The organism is Pseudomonas sp. NFX15 (assembly GCF_049132105.1).
In the GTDB taxonomy this organism is placed as follows: domain Bacteria; phylum Pseudomonadota; class Gammaproteobacteria; order Pseudomonadales; family Pseudomonadaceae; genus Aquipseudomonas.
Genome location: NZ_JAFMPV010000008.1, coordinates 103,119 through 117,359, shown reverse-complemented (window position 1 = coordinate 117,359; position 14,241 = coordinate 103,119). Strand labels below are relative to the sequence as shown.

Below are 14,241 nucleotides of genomic sequence, written 5' to 3'. Positions count from 1 at the left end.
ACTTCATGCCACTTTCCGCCACTTGCGCACACTATAGGAATGCGCCCACCACACCGTCAAGGCGCGGATTAAAGGAAAACCCTTACAGAACTGAGATTTAGGAGCATAAAAGGAGGGGCAACGAGAATTCGGCAGATGAAACTGTTCGATAACTTGAATCAGCACAGGAGGCTGCGTTCGAAAGTTAAAGTGATTTATTAAGAGTAAGATTTTTTTGGTATTACAGAAGTGCTGAACGGGGACGTTTGTATAAGGAGGGAAATTGCCATCACCCGCCCCCTGCTCACTGATTTAAGCAGAGGAAAGAAAAAGGTGGAGAGTCGATCTGTAAGCCGGGTTCTGTCTTGAACAGTCATTCGTCTACGATGGCCATCACTGGACATCTTTAGCAACCTACCCGGTCCCAGCGCGGGCCACGCCTTGGGACCCTATTTGGTCTTGCTCCAAGTGGGGTTTACCTAGCCACGAACTGTTGCCAGACGTGCGGTGCGCTCTTACCGCACCTTTTCACCCTTACCGGCGCCGAAGCGCTTAGGCGGTTATTTTCTGTGGCACTTTCCGTAGGCTCGCGCCTCCCAGGCATTACCTGGCACTTCGCCCTATGGAGCCCGGACTTTCCTCCCCCCCCTAATTTTCATAGAGGGCAGCGACTGTCCGATCGACTCTCCGCCGCGAAGGTTACCGGCAGAGCGTCCGAAGAACAAGCGCTAAGCGCCTTTGACCACGCCTGCGCGTCGGGTTTTACTCGCCTTTCTGCCTTTCCAGGGCGATCTGGTATAGCACGTTCTTTCGTTCGCCAGTGATCTGCGCCGCCAATGCAGCGGCGCGCTTGAGCGGCATTTCTTCGAGCAACAGGTTGAGGATGCGCATCGCCTCACTACTAACCGCGCCCTCTTCTTCAGGCGCCGACCAACCCGCTACCAACACCACGCACTCGCCGCGCTGCTGGTTGCTGTCCGACTCGACGAACTCGCGCAACTCGGCCAGTGGCAGCCCCTTTAAGGTTTCAAAGGTCTTGGTCAATTCACGGGCAAGCAGCGCCGGGCGCTCAGGGCCGAACACCAGTTCCATGTCTTGCAGGCATTCTAGGATGCGATGTGGGGCTTCATAGAAAATCAGCGTGCGCGGCTCTTCCTTGACTTGCTCCAGACGCGCGCGACGCCCCACCGCCTTGGCCGGCAGGAAACCTTCGAAGATGAAACGGTCGGAAGGCAGGCCTGCCGCCGACAACGCGGCAATCAGGGCGCACGCACCGGGAACCGGCACGACATTGATGCCGGCTGCACGCGCCTGGCGTACCAGGTGATAGCCCGGATCGGAAATCAGCGGCGTCCCGGCATCGGAAATCAGCGCCACGTTGTCACCGGCAAGCAACCGGGTGATAAAGCGACTACCTTCATCTCGCTCGTTGTGTTCATGGCAGGCCGCCAACGGCGTCGAAATGCCGAAGTGCTGCATCAACCGCTGGGAGTGACGCGTGTCTTCGGCGGCGATCAAGGCCACTTCACGCAGGATCTTCAGCGCCCGCGCACTGATGTCATCCAGGTTGCCGATGGGCGTCGCCACCACATAAAGCGAGCCAGCAGCGGAATTCAAAGCACCTGGAGCAGTCAAAGCGCACACCTCATGATCGGTAAAAGTCGCCATTGTAGCGCGTAGCGAGCCTCGCGATACGCGTAAGCAAAGGTGTCATCGGCGACCATTTGTGCGCTGGCGCAACATTTACACCAGCTAAATTGATCGATTCACGCCAGTAACATCGCGCCCCGGCCAGTGCTTGGGTACAATTCCACGCTAATTTGATCGAGTATCAGGAACGCTTACATGATCGCTTGCCTGCGGCTGTTATCTGCCCTCTGCCTCGCTGCCTTGCTGGCGGCTTGCGCCAGCTCGCCCTCCTCCAGCCTTGGCGAACTTCCACGGACACCGGACGCCAGTATCGAGCAGTTGCTTGAGAAGGCCGCCCAAAGCAAATCGCCGGAAGACGCCGCGCTGCTGCGCTTGAGCGCTGCCGACCTGGCCTATCGCCAGGGCAATGCCGGCCAGTCCGCGCAAATCCTGCAACAGGTCCCCATCGAGCAACTCAAGCCGGGCCCACAGGTCTTCGCCAGCACCCTGGCGGCCGAACTGGCCATGACCCGCAACCAGCCCAAGGCCGCGCTGACCGCGTTGAGCCACCCGAGCCTGCAGCGCCTGAGCGAGTTGCCGGTGGAGCAACAGGTCCGCACCGGCACCGTTCACGCCCGCGCACTTGAAGCCGATGGCCAGACCCTCGCTGCTGCCCGCGAGCGCATTTTCATTGCACCGATGCTCAAAGGTGAAGCAGCGAGCAAAAACCACGAAGCGATCTGGACCCTGATCGCCTCGCTGCCAACCGACCAGTTGCAGCCCAACACCAGCGATGATCTCGGTGGCTGGATGGGCCTGGCCCTGGCGGTGAAATCCGCCGGCACCCTGGAACAGCAACAAGCCGCCATCGACAATTGGCGCGCGCAGAATCCCAAGCACCCGGCAGCCAAACAATTGCCGCTGCCGCTGACCCAACTCAAGGAGCTGGCTAGCCAGCCCCTGAGCAAGATCGCCCTGCTGCTGCCTCAGGATGGCCAACTGGCCTCGGTCGGCAAAGCACTGCGCGACGGCTTCATGGCCGCCCACTACCAGACACAACAAGCCGGGCAGAAGCCACCTGCCATCGAGTTTTATGACAGCTCGCACCTGACGTCCATGGACGACTTCTACCGCAAGGCCCAGGCCGACGGCGTGCAATTGGTCATCGGTCCGCTGGAGAAGCCGCTGGTCAAACAACTGAGCACTCGCCCGCAACTGCCGATCACCACCCTTGCACTGAACTACAGCGAAGGTGATCAGGGCCCCGCGCAATTGTTCCAGTTCGGCCTGGCCGCTGAAGACGAAGCCCGCGAAGTCTCGCGCCGTGCTCGTGCCGACGGCCTGCACCGCGCCGCCATCATGGTGCCCAAAGGCGAATGGGGTGACCGCGTGCTCAAGGCGTTCAGCCAGGACTGGCAAGCCAATGGCGGCACTATCATCGTGACCGAGCGCGTCGATCAGCCCGTTCAGTTGGCCCAGCAGATTGCCGACATGTTCCAGCTGCGCCAGAGCGAAGGTCGCGCCAAGAGCCTGCAAAGCACCGTTGGCTCGCAAGTAGCAGCCCAACCGTCGCGCCGCCAGGACATCGAGTTCATCTTCCTGGCCGCCACGCCGCAACAGGCCCAGCAGATCAAACCGACCCTGAACTTCCAGTACGCGGGTGATGTTCCGGTCTACGCCACCTCTCACGTGTTCAGCGCCAGCGGTGATGTGAACCAGTACAACGACATGAACGGCATTCGCTTCTGCGAAACACCGTGGTTGCTGGATGCCAATGACCCGCTGCGGCGCCAGGTCACCGCCCAGTGGCCACAAGCCGCCGGCAGCCTGGGGCGCCTGTATGCCATGGGCGTGGATGCCTATCGACTGGCGCCGCGCCTGGGTCAACTCAAGTCGCTGCCGGACAGCCGCATAGAAGGCGAATCGGGCAGCCTGGGCATGACCCAGAGCCAGCGTGTGGTGCGTCAGTTGCCATGGGCCGAGTTCGTCAACGGCCAGGTTCAACGCCTGCCGGACACCCCGCGCTGATGCCCGACAGGTCAGGCCAGCAAAGCGGAAAGGATGCCGAGCGCCATGCGCTCGAGCATCTTCAGCAACAGGGTCTGCGCCTGCTGGCGCAGAACTGGTTGTGCAAACGCGGCGAGCTTGATCTGGTCATGCTAGATGGCGATACAGTAGTATTCGTTGAAGTCCGCTACCGAAAAAACACTCAATGGGGTGGCGCGCTCGATAGCATCGATGAGCGCAAACGGCAAAAACTGATTTTCGCCGCGCAGTATTTTCTTCAGCGCGAGTCGCGCTGGGCCAACTCCCCTTGCCGCTTCGACGTGATTGCCATCGACAGCCACCTCGACCAGCTGAACTGGCTACAGAATGCCTTCGACAGCTGATTGCCGGCATTGCGAACCGGACACTATCACCCAACACTTTTGCTCTTTGCTTTGCGGGCTGCACATTCATGTGCCGAACAGCCGCGCTACTTAAGGTCACACAGATGGACATGCAATCGCGAATTCGCCAGCTTTTTCAGGCCAGTATCGACACCAAGCAACAGGCGATGGAAGTCCTTGCACCGCACATCGAGCAAGCCAGCCAGGTCATGGTCAACGCCCTGCTCAACGAAGGAAAAATGCTCTCCTGCGGCAATGGCGGCTCGGCCGGCGATGCCCAGCATTTTTCCTCAGAGCTGCTCAACCGCTTCGAGCGCGAGCGCCCGAGCCTGCCGGCCATCGCCCTGACGACCGACAGCTCGACGATCACCTCGATCGCCAACGACTACAGCTACAACGAAATATTCTCCAAGCAGATCCGTGCACTCGGCCAACCGGGCGACGTGTTGCTGGCTATCTCCACCAGCGGCAACTCGGCCAACATTATTCAAGCGATCCAGGCCGCACATGATCGCGAAATGGTTGTCGTAGCATTGACGGGGCGTGACGGCGGCGGCATGGCGTCGCTACTGTTGCCCGAGGACGTCGAGATTCGCGTACCGGCCAACGTCACCGCTCGTATTCAAGAAGTCCACCTGCTGGCGATCCACTGCCTTTGCGACTTGATCGACAGCCAATTGTTCGGGAGTGAAGAATGACCCCTAATCGCCTTGGCCTACTGGCCTTGACCCTGTGCCTCGGCATCAGCGGCTGCACCTCGGTGGTGACTGCCAGTCGTGAAGCGCCGATTGAAGATGACCGCGGCACTCGCACACTGGGCAGCAAGATTGACGACTCCCTGATCGACACCAAGGTCGGCGTCAACGTCGCCAAGGCCGACCCGGCCCTGGACAAGGATTCGCACATCGTCGTCACCAGCTTCAATGGTGTCGTGCTGCTGGCCGGGCAAACGCCCCGTGAAGACCTCAAGGCCAAGGCCGAACAGGCCGCCGCCGCCGTCCAGCGCGTGAAGCAGGTGCATAACGAGCTGCAAGTCCTGCCACCTTCCAGCTTCCTGGCCCGCCAGAACGACACCTGGCTGACCTCCAAGATCAAGACCCAGATGCTCGCCGATGCGAACATCCCTGGCTCGCGCATCAAGGTCGTCACTGAAAACGGCATCGTCTACATGCTCGGCTTGCTGACCAAACAGGAAGCCGCGCAGGCGACCAATTTGGTGCAAGGCGTTTCCGGCGTACAGAAGATCGTGAAGCTGTTTGAGTACATCGATTGAACCCCATCCTGTAGGAGCGAGCCTGCTCGCGAAAAACGTCCGGTGAATGCGCTCATTCAGACAGCCCGCGTCATCGTTCACGCCCATCGCGAGCAGGCTCGCTCCTACATCGTTTGAAGGTGGTGAAATAAAAAAGGGTGATCCTTGCGGATCACCCTTTTTTTTATTTCACCACCTTCAAACTCGGTCGGCCGCTAGGGCGCGGCGGCTCGCTGCCAGGTGGTGGAAGATCGTCATCCGGTTCGATCTCTTCATCTTCGTCTTCGCCCATCGGCGATTCCAGATCGAACACCATGCCCTGGCCGTTTTCCCGGGCGTAGATGCCCAGGATCGAAGCAATAGGCACGTACAAGGTGTGTGGCACGCCACCAAAGCGTCCCTCGAAGCTGACCGCCTCGTTGTCCATGTGCATGTGACGCACGGCTTGTGGCGACACGTTCAGGACGATCTGCCCGTCACTGGCAAAACCCTGAGGCACCTGCACCGACGGATACTCGGAATTGACCAGCATGTGCGGGGTGCAATCGTTGTCCACAATCCACTCATAGAGCGCGCGGACCAGATAAGGTCGACTGGAGTTCATAGCGGCTCCTTAAGCCTTAGCGCATGTCGCGTTCGACACCAGACAGACTTGCCTGGAAAGCCTCGCGCGCAAACTGACGCTCCATATAATCAAGCAGCGGCTTGGCTGGCCGCGGCAGTTCTATACCCAGAATCGGCAAACGCCAGAGTATTGGTAATAGGCAGCAGTCCACCAGACTTTGTTCCTCACTGAGGAAAAACGGCTTGTCGGCGAACAGCGGCGACACACCGGTCAGGCTTTCGCGCAGCTCTTTACGAGCCACCACACGGGCTGCCTCTTTGGTCCGCGAATCCAGAATCAGGTCCACCAGACCACACCAGTCACGCTGAATGCGGTGCATCAGCAGACGACTGTTGGCACGCGCCACGGGATAAACCGGCAGTAACGGCGGGTGCGGGTAACGCTCATCCAGATATTCCATCACCACGGTCGATTCCCACAACGCCAGGTCGCGATCGACCAGGGTGGGCAAGCTGCCGTAAGGGTTCACCTCAATCAGTTTAGGCGGCTGGCGACCAGCTTCCACGTAAATGATCTCGGCGCTGACACCCTTCTCTGCCAGTACGATGCGCACCCGGTGGGAATAGTGGTCGGCGGGGTCGGAGTAACAGGCCAACCGATTGGTCACGCCCATGGCGATCCTCCTCGCTTGTAGAAATTATCGTAAGCGGAAAAACGAGCGCGCCCAGAGGGCGCCTCCTGTAACGCCTGGATGACCAGATTCGTTACCTATACAGAGGCGCCCTTGGGCGCGCGCGATTAACAGCAATAGCTTGAAGCTTTATCAGTGCACGTCTTTCCAGTATTCGCGCTTGAGCAAGTAAGCGAAGACGAAGAAGAACGCCAGGTACAACAATACGTACGTACCGATGCGCTGATGTTGCAGCTTAACCGGGTTAGCCGAGTAAGCCAGGAAGGTTACCAGATTCTTGACCTTCTCATCGAACTGCTCTTCGGTCAGAGCACCGCTTTTCGGCACGATGGTCAGTTGATCGCACGCTTCATGGGTCAACGGCGTACCGGTCAACGGATCAAATTGCTTCTTGCCGTCCTCGACGATCTGCACCTGCTTGCAACCAACCACCTGGCGACCTTGCAGGCCGGCCAAGACGTTAGGCATACCCACGTTCGGGAAAACCTTGTTATTCACGCCCCATGGGCGCGATGGATCTTCGTAGAACGACTTCAGGTAACCGTAAAGCCAGTCAGTGCCGCGAACACGCGCCACCAGGGTCAGGTCCGGTGGTGCCGCGCCAAACCAGGCCTTGGCGTCCGCCGGCTGCATGCCGATGCTCATGTGGTCGCCGATCTTGGCTCCGGTGAACACCAGTTTCTCCAGCATCAACTCGTGAGCAATCCCCAGGTCGTCGGCCACACGCTCATAGCGTTGGAACTTGGCACTGTGGCAACCCATGCAGTAGTTGGCGAAGGTACGCGCACCGTCCTGCATGGCGGCTTTATCGGAAACGTCGATGTCGACTTTTTCCAGCTCAGGGCCACCGTGTTCAGCTGCGATAGCGAACACTGGCAGCACAGCAAGCATCAAAACAGCGAATAGTTTTTTCATCAGCCAGTCACCCTTTCCGGAACCGGTTTTGTCTTCTCGAGCCTGGTGTAGAACGGCATCAGGAGGAAGTAGGCGAAGTACAGGAAAGTACAGACCTGCGACAACAACGTCCGCTCTGGCGTCGGGGCCAGAACACCCAGCACACCCAGGATCACGAACGAGATGCAGAACACCCAGAGCCAGATCTTGCTCAGCCAGCCCTTGTAGCGCATTGACTTGACCGGGCTACGGTCGAGCCATGGCAGGACAAACAGCATGGCAATCGAAGCGCCCATGGCGATGACACCAAACAGCTTGTCCGGAATCGCACGCAAGATCGCGTAGAACGGTGTGAAGTACCAGACCGGAGCGATGTGCTCTGGGGTCTTGAAGGCGTTCGCTACTTCAAAGTTCGGCTTTTCGAGGAAGTAACCGCCCATTTCCGGGAAGAAGAACACGATCGAGCAGAAGATGAACAGGAACACCACCACGCCGACGATATCTTTCACGGTGTAGTACGGGTGGAAAGCAATGCCGTCCAGCGGGATACCGTTTTCGTCCTTGTGCTTCTTGATGTCCACGCCGTCCGGGTTGTTCGAACCGACCTCGTGCAACGCCAGGATGTGCAGCACCACCAGACCAAGAATAACGATCGGCAGGGCCACCACGTGCAAGGCGAAGAAGCGGTTCAGGGTGATGCCGGATATCAGGTAGTCACCACGAATCCACTGGGTCAGGTCGTTGCCGATGACCGGGATCGCACCGAACAGCGAGATGATCACCTGGGCGCCCCAGTAAGACATCTGGCCCCATGGCAGCAGGTAACCCATGAAGGCTTCGGCCATCAGCGCCAGGTAGATCAGCATGCCGAAGACCCACACCAGCTCACGCGGCTTCTGGTACGAACCGTAGAGCAGGCCACGGAACATGTGCAGATAAACCACGATGAAGAACGCCGAGGCGCCGGTGGAGTGCAGCAGGCGCAGGATCGAGCCGTATTCGACGTCGCGCATGATGTATTCGACGGAAGCGAAGGCCTCTTCTGCCGACGGGGTGTAGCTCATGGTCAGCCAGACACCGGTGACGATCTGGTTGACCAGAACGAGCAGTGCCAAGGAGCCAAAGAAGTAGAAGAAGTTGAAGTTTTTCGGAGCGTAATACTTGCTGAGATGGTCTTCCCACATTTTGGTGGCGGGAAAGCGCGCATCAACCCAATCCATGAACTTGCTCATCACGCTTTCTCCGTATCGACGCCAATGACAATGATGTCGTCGGTCTCATAGGAATGCGGGGGAACTGGCAGGTTCAAAGGCGCAGGTTGCGACTTGTAGACGCGGCCAGCCAGATCGTAGTGGGAACCGTGGCAGGGGCAGAAATAACCGCCTACCCAGTCCTTGCCCAGATCCGCAGGTGCCACTTCGGGACGGAAGGTGGGAGAGCAACCCAGGTGCGTGCAGATACCGATCAGCAGCAGAACTTCTGGCTTGATCGAACGCGTTTCCGGATCAACGTAAGTCGGTTGTGTCGAGTTCTTGGAGGTCGGGTCAGACAACTGGCCCTCGATCTTCTTCAGATTCCCCAGGATTTCCGGAGTACGGCGGACAATGAACACCGGCTGGCCCCGCCATTCAGCAATCATCTGCTGGCCTGGCTCGACTTTACTGACATTCACTTTCACCGGTGCACCTGCGGCTTTCGCCTTGGCACTGGGAAACCATGACCCCACGAACGGGACCGCAGCCCCCACCGCTCCTGCAGCACCCACCACGGATGTGGCTGCTACCAAGAAGCGACGCCGGCCTGCATTCACGCCGTCATTGCTCATTCAGTCCTCTCCCATCAGCTTTGTGGCCTGTTAAATCAGGCATCTACTAAGTAAATCTATGTACTTATAAAAATTTTGCCGAATGGTAATGAAAAGCCCCAATTCTGACAAGGTAATTACCGGAGCCCACCACCCTCAAGCCTTGTAGTATAGGGCGCCTACGGATGTGGCAAGTTGTCACAGCGCAATTCTTTGATAAATCGCAGGCATAAAAAAAACGCCCAGCTCCGTGAGGAAACTGGGCGTTCTTTTTTGAACGTGGAAGCGAATTAACGCTTCGAGTACTGCGGACGCTTACGCGCTTTACGCAGACCAACTTTCTTACGTTCAACTTCACGAGCATCGCGGGTTACGAAGCCGGCTTTACGCAGGGCGCTGCGCAGAGTCTCGTCGTAGTCCATCAGAGCGCGAGTGATACCGTGGCGGATTGCGCCAGCCTGACCACTTACACCACCGCCGATCACGGTGACGTAGATGTCGAACTTCTCGACAGTCTCAGTCAATTCCAGCGGCTGACGAACTACCATGCGGGCAGTTTCGCGGCCGAAGAAATTATCCAGCGAACGGTTGTTGATGGAGATGTTACCAGTACCCGGACGCAGGAAAACGCGTGCGGTTGCGGTCTTGCGACGGCCAGTGCCGTAATTTTGAGTCGCCGACATAATGTACTATTCCGTTAAAACTTCAGTTCTTGGGGCTGCTGAGCAGTATGTGGGTGTGCAGCGCCCGCATAGACTTTCAGCTTACGGTACATGTCGCGACCCAGCGGGTTCTTAGGCAGCATGCCTTTGACCGCGGTCTCGATCACGCGCTCAGGGGCCTTGGCGATCAGCTTTTCAAAGTTGATCGACTTGATGCCGCCCGGGAAACCGGAGTGGGAGTAGTAGATTTTGTCAGTGGTTTTAGCACCGGTAACACGGATCTGCTCAGCATTGATTACGACGATGTAGTCGCCGGTGTCAACGTGAGGAGTGTACTCAGGCTTGTGCTTGCCACGCAGACGGCTCGCGATTTCGGTGGCCAGACGACCCAGGGTCTGACCAGCAGCGTCGACGACAAACCAGTCGCGCTTTACTGTTTCCGGTTTAGCAGTAAAAGTCTTCATTCTTTATAGCCTCAGGGGCCGCCCTGTAAATTAGACGGCGGATCTTACTGAATAGTGCGTACTTTGACAAGTCAAAGGCAGCCGGATACAGACGCTTTCGGGGGCTCGGGTCGGCGCGTCCGTTCAACGGCAAGATTCTTCGGCGGCGGCGCATCACTTCCACTGCAGAAAGAGGTGCGCAATTATGCAGATTGCGAAAAATATTTCAACCTGCTTTTATGATTGTTTTGCCCAAGGAGCACCCGATGGACTATCGCCAGCTAGGCCGAACCAATCTGAACGTCAGTGCCCTCTGCCTCGGAACCATGACCTGGGGCGAGCAAAACAGCGAGGCAGACGCCTTCGCCCAGATTGAACGGGCCAAGAGCGCCGGAATCAACTTCATCGACACCGCCGAGATGTACCCGGTGCCGCCGAAGGCCGAAACCTACGCCACCACCGAACGCTACATCGGCAACTACTTCAAGAGCCGTGGCGACCGCGCCGAATGGATCCTGGCCAGCAAGATCGCCGGCCCCGGCAATACCATCGACTACATCCGCGACAAGCAACTTCGGCACAATCGACAGCACATCACCGAAGCCGTGGACGCCAGTCTCAAGCGCCTGCAGACCGATTACATCGACCTGTACCAGTTGCACTGGCCGGAGCGCAGCACCAATTTCTTTGGTCAGCTGGGCTACAAGCACGTGATCGAAGCGAACCTGACGCCGCTCGAAGACACCCTCGAAGCGCTGGACGAGCAGGTCAAGGCCGGCAAGATCCGCCACATTGGCCTGTCCAACGAAACGCCGTGGGGCACCATGCGTTTTCTCGCCCTGGCCGAAGCCCGTGGCTGGCCGCGTGCCGTGTCGATCCAGAACCCATACAACCTGCTCAACCGCAGCTTTGAAGTCGGCCTGGCGGAAATTGCCATCCGCGAGCAATGCGGCCTGCTCGCCTATTCGCCGCTGGCGTTCGGTTTCCTGTCGGGCAAGTACGAAGGTGGTGCACGTCCGCCGAAAGGTCGCCTGAGCCTCTACAGCCGTTTCAGCCGCTATTTCAACCCGCAGTCGGAGGCCGCCTGCAGCCGCTACGTGGCACTGGCGCGCCAACACGGCCTGGACCCGGCGCAAATGGCCTTGGCGTTTGTCACCCAACAGCCGTTCGTGACCAGCAACATCATTGGCGCGACGACCCTGGAGCAACTGGAAAGCAACATCGCCAGCTTCGACTTGAAGCTGTCGAAGGAAGTGCTGGAAGGGATCGAGGCGATCCACAAGGACCACCCGAACCCTGCGCCGTAACCGCTTTTTTGTAGGAGCTTCGCTTGCCAGCGAAGGCGACCGGCCTGACATACCGCGCAGACCGGTTCGCCAGCAAGCCGGCTCCTACAGTCACCCTTTCAATCAAAGCGAGCGCGCAATGATCTCCTTCATTATTTCGTTGGTGCCGGCGTAAATCCGCTGCACCCGCGCATCCGCCCACGCCCGTGCAATCGGGTATTCCCACATGAACCCGTAGCCGCCGTGCAACTGCACGCACTCGTCGAGCACCTTGCATTGCAGGTCAGTGCCCCAGTACTTGGCCATCGCCGCCGTCGGAACGTCGAGCTTGGCTTGTAGGTGCAACTCCAGGCAGCGGTCGACGAACACCCGGCCGATCTGGATTTCGGTGGCCATCTCCGCGAGCTTGAAGCGGGTGTTCTGGAAATCCGCAATCGACTTGCCGAACGCCTTGCGCTCACGGGTGTAATCCAGCGTCCATTGCAGCGCTACCTCGGCGCAAGCCAGTGCGCCAATGGCCACGGTCAGGCGCTCTTGGGGCAGTTCCTGCATCAGATAGGCAAACCCCATCCCGGCCTGGCCCAGCAGGTTTTCCTTGGGCACCCGCACGTCCTGGAAGAACAGTTCCGAGGTGTCCTGGGCTTTCATGCCGACCTTCTCCAGGCGCTTGCCCTTGTCAAAGCCCGGTGTACCGGCTTCCACCAGAAACAGGCTGGTGCCTTTCGCACCAGCCTTCGGATCGGTCTTGGCGACGACGATCACCAGATCGGCCAGGTAGCCGTTGGTAATGAAGGTCTTGGAGCCGTTGATCACGTATTCATCGCCGTCGAGTACGGCAGTGGTCTTCACCCCTTGCAGGTCGGAACCAGCCCCCGGTTCGGTCATGGCGATCGCGGTGACCAGCTCGCCGGACACCAGTTTCGGCAGGTATTTGTGTTTCAGTGCTTCACTGCCGTAATGCAGGATGTACGGCGCCACGATGTCCGAGTGCAGGGAAAAACCGATGCCCGTCAGGCCCAGCCGCCCTACTTCTTCAATCACCACCGCACTGTAGAGAAAGTCCGCCCCCAGCCCGCCGTATTCCTCCGGCAAGTGCGAGCACAACATGCCCGCCTCCCCCGCCTTGTTCCACAGCTTGCGGTCGATATAGCCTTGTTTTTCCCATTGCCCATGGAATGGCACCGCCTCTTTTTCGAGGAAGGTTCGCACGCTGTCGCGGAAAAGTTCGTGCTCGGAACTGAACAGGGTTCTGGGGATCATGCGACACCTTTTCTTTGTTTTTAGAAGGAGTTGACCTTCAGAGACTATGCCTCGCTTCTGATACAGGACACTGGACACATCCGACAAAAAATAAGACGATCCAGCCGTCTGGTGACCACTTCCCCCTATAAAAATAAAGTTGAATTATGTCTAACCAATCCTCCACGCCGCTGCGGCGCGTCAGTATCCTGGCCATCGACCGGGTTTTCGCTTCCACCCTTCTGCAAGCCAAGGATTTCTTCCACCTCGCCAGCCTGCGCTACGGCAAACAGCTCGGCCAGGGCCTGACACCGGCGTTCGAAACCCGCCTGGTCAGCCCCGATGGCAAACCCGTCAACACCTTCAGCGACGTGATGATTCCGGTGGATGGCGGTCTGGAAAACGCCGACATCATCGTGCTTCCTGCGTTCTGGGACGATTTCGACAGCCTCTGCAAACGTTACCCGCAAGTGCTGCCCTGGTTGCGCCAGCAACATGCGCGTGGTGCCGTGCTGTGTGGCGAGGCGACCGGTGTGTTCTGGCTCGCCGAAGCCGGGCTGCTCAATGGCAAGGAAGCGACCACTTACTGGCGCTTCTTCAACGCCTTCGCCGAGCGTTTCCCGCAGGTTCAACTCAATCAGGACAAGCACCTGACCGATGCCGACAACCTGTACTGCGCCGGTGGCACCACCTCGGCGTGCGACCTGTACATTTACCTGATCGAGCGTTTCTGTGGCGCCAATGTGTCCCAGGCCGTGGCGCGGGACATCCTGTATGAAGTGCAGCGCAGCTATTCACCGGGACGGATTGGATTCGGCGGGCAGAAACTGCACCAGGACGTGATCATCCTGCAGATCCAGCGCTGGCTCGAAGAACACTTCGCCGACAAGTTCCGCTTCGAAGACGTCGCCCGCGAACACGGCATGAGCATCCGCAACTTCATGCGCCGCTTCCAGACCGCCACCGGCGACAAGCCGCTGCATTACCTGCAACGCCTGCGCATCGAAACTGCCAAGGGCTTGCTGTCGGGCAGTCGCAAGAGCATCAAGACCATCAGTTACGAAGTCGGCTACGACGATGCGAGCTTCTTCGCCCGGCTGTTCCGCCAGCACACGGAATTGTCGCCGAACCAGTATCGGCAACAGTTTCAGCAGGCAGCATAAACACCATTCCCTGTAGAAGCGGGCTTGCCCGCGAAGGCGGCGTGTCAGCACATTTGATGTCAACTGACCTGTTATATTCGAAATACAAGCGGCCTGCATTGCAGGCCGTTTTTTGTGGTTTTTTCCTACAAAAAAAGCGGATCCAGGAGCGCCGACGAACCCGATTGGCCCCATGTACGCGAAGTCTCCAACGCTTCAGTCTTTGTCCTTGCATTCACCCTCAATGCTGACAAGGAAGATCAAC

General features: G+C 58.5%; 15 protein-coding genes and 1 other RNA gene. 6 read left to right on the top strand and 10 right to left on the bottom strand.

Annotated elements, in window-relative coordinates:
- Window positions 1-312 precede the first annotated feature (312 nt).
- Together rnpB and rsmI are read right to left on the bottom strand one after the other, a co-directional pair.
- Window positions 313-666: RNase P RNA component class A (gene rnpB, locus J1D76_RS11485), an RNA gene on the bottom strand.
- A gap of 75 nt (window positions 667-741) precedes the next feature.
- Window positions 742-1,647, bottom strand: a complete 906-nt coding sequence (gene rsmI, locus J1D76_RS11480) for a 16S rRNA (cytidine(1402)-2'-O)-methyltransferase (RefSeq protein WP_421138433.1) — start codon at window positions 1,645-1,647, stop codon at window positions 742-744.
- 177 nt (window positions 1,648-1,824) lie between these two features.
- Here rsmI and J1D76_RS11475 point away from each other — a divergent pair, with 177 nt between their 5' ends.
- The 4 genes from J1D76_RS11475 to J1D76_RS11460 all read left to right on the top strand — a co-directional run bounded on the left by J1D76_RS11475 (window position 1,825) and on the right by J1D76_RS11460 (window position 5,271).
- Window positions 1,825-3,636 carry a penicillin-binding protein activator gene (locus J1D76_RS11475; RefSeq protein WP_421138432.1) on the top strand — a complete coding sequence of 604 codons (1,812 nt, stop codon included), beginning with the start codon at window positions 1,825-1,827 and terminating at the stop codon, window positions 3,634-3,636.
- Entirely contained in the window at window positions 3,636-3,998 is a 363-nt protein-coding gene (locus J1D76_RS11470) for a YraN family protein (protein ID WP_421138431.1), read from the top strand. Before J1D76_RS11475 ends, J1D76_RS11470 begins: the two co-directional genes overlap by 1 nt.
- A 104-nt stretch (window positions 3,999-4,102) precedes the next feature.
- Window positions 4,103-4,696 carry a phosphoheptose isomerase gene (locus J1D76_RS11465; protein ID WP_201120583.1) on the top strand — a complete coding sequence of 198 codons (594 nt, stop codon included), beginning with the start codon at window positions 4,103-4,105 and terminating at the stop codon, window positions 4,694-4,696.
- Complete coding sequence (locus J1D76_RS11460; protein WP_421138430.1) at window positions 4,693-5,271, top strand: BON domain-containing protein; 579 nt, start codon at window positions 4,693-4,695, stop codon at window positions 5,269-5,271. Before J1D76_RS11465 ends, J1D76_RS11460 begins: the two co-directional genes overlap by 4 nt.
- A 163-nt stretch (window positions 5,272-5,434) precedes the next feature.
- On the opposite strand, the gene J1D76_RS11455 is transcribed toward J1D76_RS11460, so the two are convergent.
- The 7 genes from J1D76_RS11455 to rplM form a co-directional block, all read right to left on the bottom strand.
- A complete protein-coding gene (locus J1D76_RS11455) occupies window positions 5,435-5,854 on the bottom strand; it encodes a ClpXP protease specificity-enhancing factor (RefSeq protein WP_421138429.1) in 420 nt (139 codons plus the stop codon).
- Window positions 5,855-5,870: 16 nt separating this feature from the next.
- Entirely contained in the window at window positions 5,871-6,488 is a 618-nt protein-coding gene (locus J1D76_RS11450) for a glutathione S-transferase N-terminal domain-containing protein (protein ID WP_056853210.1), read from the bottom strand.
- A 150-nt stretch (window positions 6,489-6,638) separates the two neighbouring features.
- On the bottom strand, window positions 6,639-7,421 hold the full coding sequence (locus tag J1D76_RS11445) for a cytochrome c1 (protein ID WP_421138428.1): 783 nt from the start codon (window positions 7,419-7,421) through the stop codon (window positions 6,639-6,641).
- Window positions 7,421-8,632 carry a cytochrome b gene (locus J1D76_RS11440; protein WP_421138427.1) on the bottom strand — a complete coding sequence of 404 codons (1,212 nt, stop codon included), beginning with the start codon at window positions 8,630-8,632 and terminating at the stop codon, window positions 7,421-7,423. The genes J1D76_RS11445 and J1D76_RS11440 overlap by 1 nt, the downstream gene beginning before the upstream one ends.
- Window positions 8,632-9,225 carry a ubiquinol-cytochrome c reductase iron-sulfur subunit gene (gene petA / locus J1D76_RS11435; protein WP_421138426.1) on the bottom strand — a complete coding sequence of 198 codons (594 nt, stop codon included), beginning with the start codon at window positions 9,223-9,225 and terminating at the stop codon, window positions 8,632-8,634. Before petA ends, J1D76_RS11440 begins: the two co-directional genes overlap by 1 nt.
- Window positions 9,226-9,494: 269 nt before the next feature.
- Window positions 9,495-9,887 carry a 30S ribosomal protein S9 gene (gene rpsI, locus J1D76_RS11430; protein WP_003228056.1) on the bottom strand — a complete coding sequence of 131 codons (393 nt, stop codon included), beginning with the start codon at window positions 9,885-9,887 and terminating at the stop codon, window positions 9,495-9,497.
- Between the two features lie 14 nt (window positions 9,888-9,901).
- A complete protein-coding gene (gene rplM / locus J1D76_RS11425; RefSeq protein WP_019693576.1) occupies window positions 9,902-10,330 on the bottom strand; it encodes a 50S ribosomal protein L13 in 429 nt (142 codons plus the stop codon).
- Window positions 10,331-10,575: 245 nt separating this feature from the next.
- On the opposite strand from rplM, the gene J1D76_RS11420 reads away from it, so the two are divergent.
- Window positions 10,576-11,616: an NADP(H)-dependent aldo-keto reductase gene (locus J1D76_RS11420; protein ID WP_421138425.1), complete on the top strand. Its 1,041-nt coding sequence runs from the start codon at window positions 10,576-10,578 to the stop codon at window positions 11,614-11,616.
- 102 nt (window positions 11,617-11,718) lie between these two features.
- Here the strand turns inward: J1D76_RS11420 and J1D76_RS11415 are convergent, their stop codons facing one another.
- Window positions 11,719-12,855: an acyl-CoA dehydrogenase family protein gene (locus J1D76_RS11415; RefSeq protein ID WP_421138424.1), complete on the bottom strand. Its 1,137-nt coding sequence runs from the start codon at window positions 12,853-12,855 to the stop codon at window positions 11,719-11,721.
- A gap of 146 nt (window positions 12,856-13,001) precedes the next feature.
- Between J1D76_RS11415 and J1D76_RS11410 the strand changes: the two genes are divergently transcribed.
- The gene (locus J1D76_RS11410; protein WP_421138423.1) at window positions 13,002-13,997 is read left to right on the top strand and encodes a GlxA family transcriptional regulator; all 996 of its coding nucleotides are present in this window, start codon (window positions 13,002-13,004) and stop codon (window positions 13,995-13,997) included.
- Window positions 13,998-14,241 lie beyond the last annotated feature (244 nt).

Coding starts and splice junctions, on each gene's coding strand:
- J1D76_RS11450 (WP_056853210.1), bottom strand. CDS start 6,488: ATGGGCGTGACCAATCGGTTGGCCTGTTACTCCGACCCCGCCGACCAC.
- rsmI (WP_421138433.1), bottom strand. CDS start 1,647: ATGGCGACTTTTACCGATCATGAGGTGTGCGCTTTGACTGCTCCAGGT.
- petA (WP_421138426.1), bottom strand. CDS start 9,225: ATGAGCAATGACGGCGTGAATGCAGGCCGGCGTCGCTTCTTGGTAGCA.
- J1D76_RS11475 (WP_421138432.1), top strand. CDS start 1,825: ATGATCGCTTGCCTGCGGCTGTTATCTGCCCTCTGCCTCGCTGCCTTG.
- rpsI (WP_003228056.1), bottom strand. CDS start 9,887: ATGTCGGCGACTCAAAATTACGGCACTGGCCGTCGCAAGACCGCAACC.
- J1D76_RS11470 (WP_421138431.1), top strand. CDS start 3,636: ATGCCCGACAGGTCAGGCCAGCAAAGCGGAAAGGATGCCGAGCGCCAT.
- J1D76_RS11460 (WP_421138430.1), top strand. CDS start 4,693: ATGACCCCTAATCGCCTTGGCCTACTGGCCTTGACCCTGTGCCTCGGC.
- rplM (WP_019693576.1), bottom strand. CDS start 10,330: ATGAAGACTTTTACTGCTAAACCGGAAACAGTAAAGCGCGACTGGTTT.
- J1D76_RS11410 (WP_421138423.1), top strand. CDS start 13,002: ATGTCTAACCAATCCTCCACGCCGCTGCGGCGCGTCAGTATCCTGGCC.
- J1D76_RS11420 (WP_421138425.1), top strand. CDS start 10,576: ATGGACTATCGCCAGCTAGGCCGAACCAATCTGAACGTCAGTGCCCTC.
- J1D76_RS11415 (WP_421138424.1), bottom strand. CDS start 12,855: ATGATCCCCAGAACCCTGTTCAGTTCCGAGCACGAACTTTTCCGCGAC.
- J1D76_RS11445 (WP_421138428.1), bottom strand. CDS start 7,421: ATGAAAAAACTATTCGCTGTTTTGATGCTTGCTGTGCTGCCAGTGTTC.
- J1D76_RS11465 (WP_201120583.1), top strand. CDS start 4,103: ATGGACATGCAATCGCGAATTCGCCAGCTTTTTCAGGCCAGTATCGAC.
- J1D76_RS11455 (WP_421138429.1), bottom strand. CDS start 5,854: ATGAACTCCAGTCGACCTTATCTGGTCCGCGCGCTCTATGAGTGGATT.
- J1D76_RS11440 (WP_421138427.1), bottom strand. CDS start 8,632: ATGAGCAAGTTCATGGATTGGGTTGATGCGCGCTTTCCCGCCACCAAA.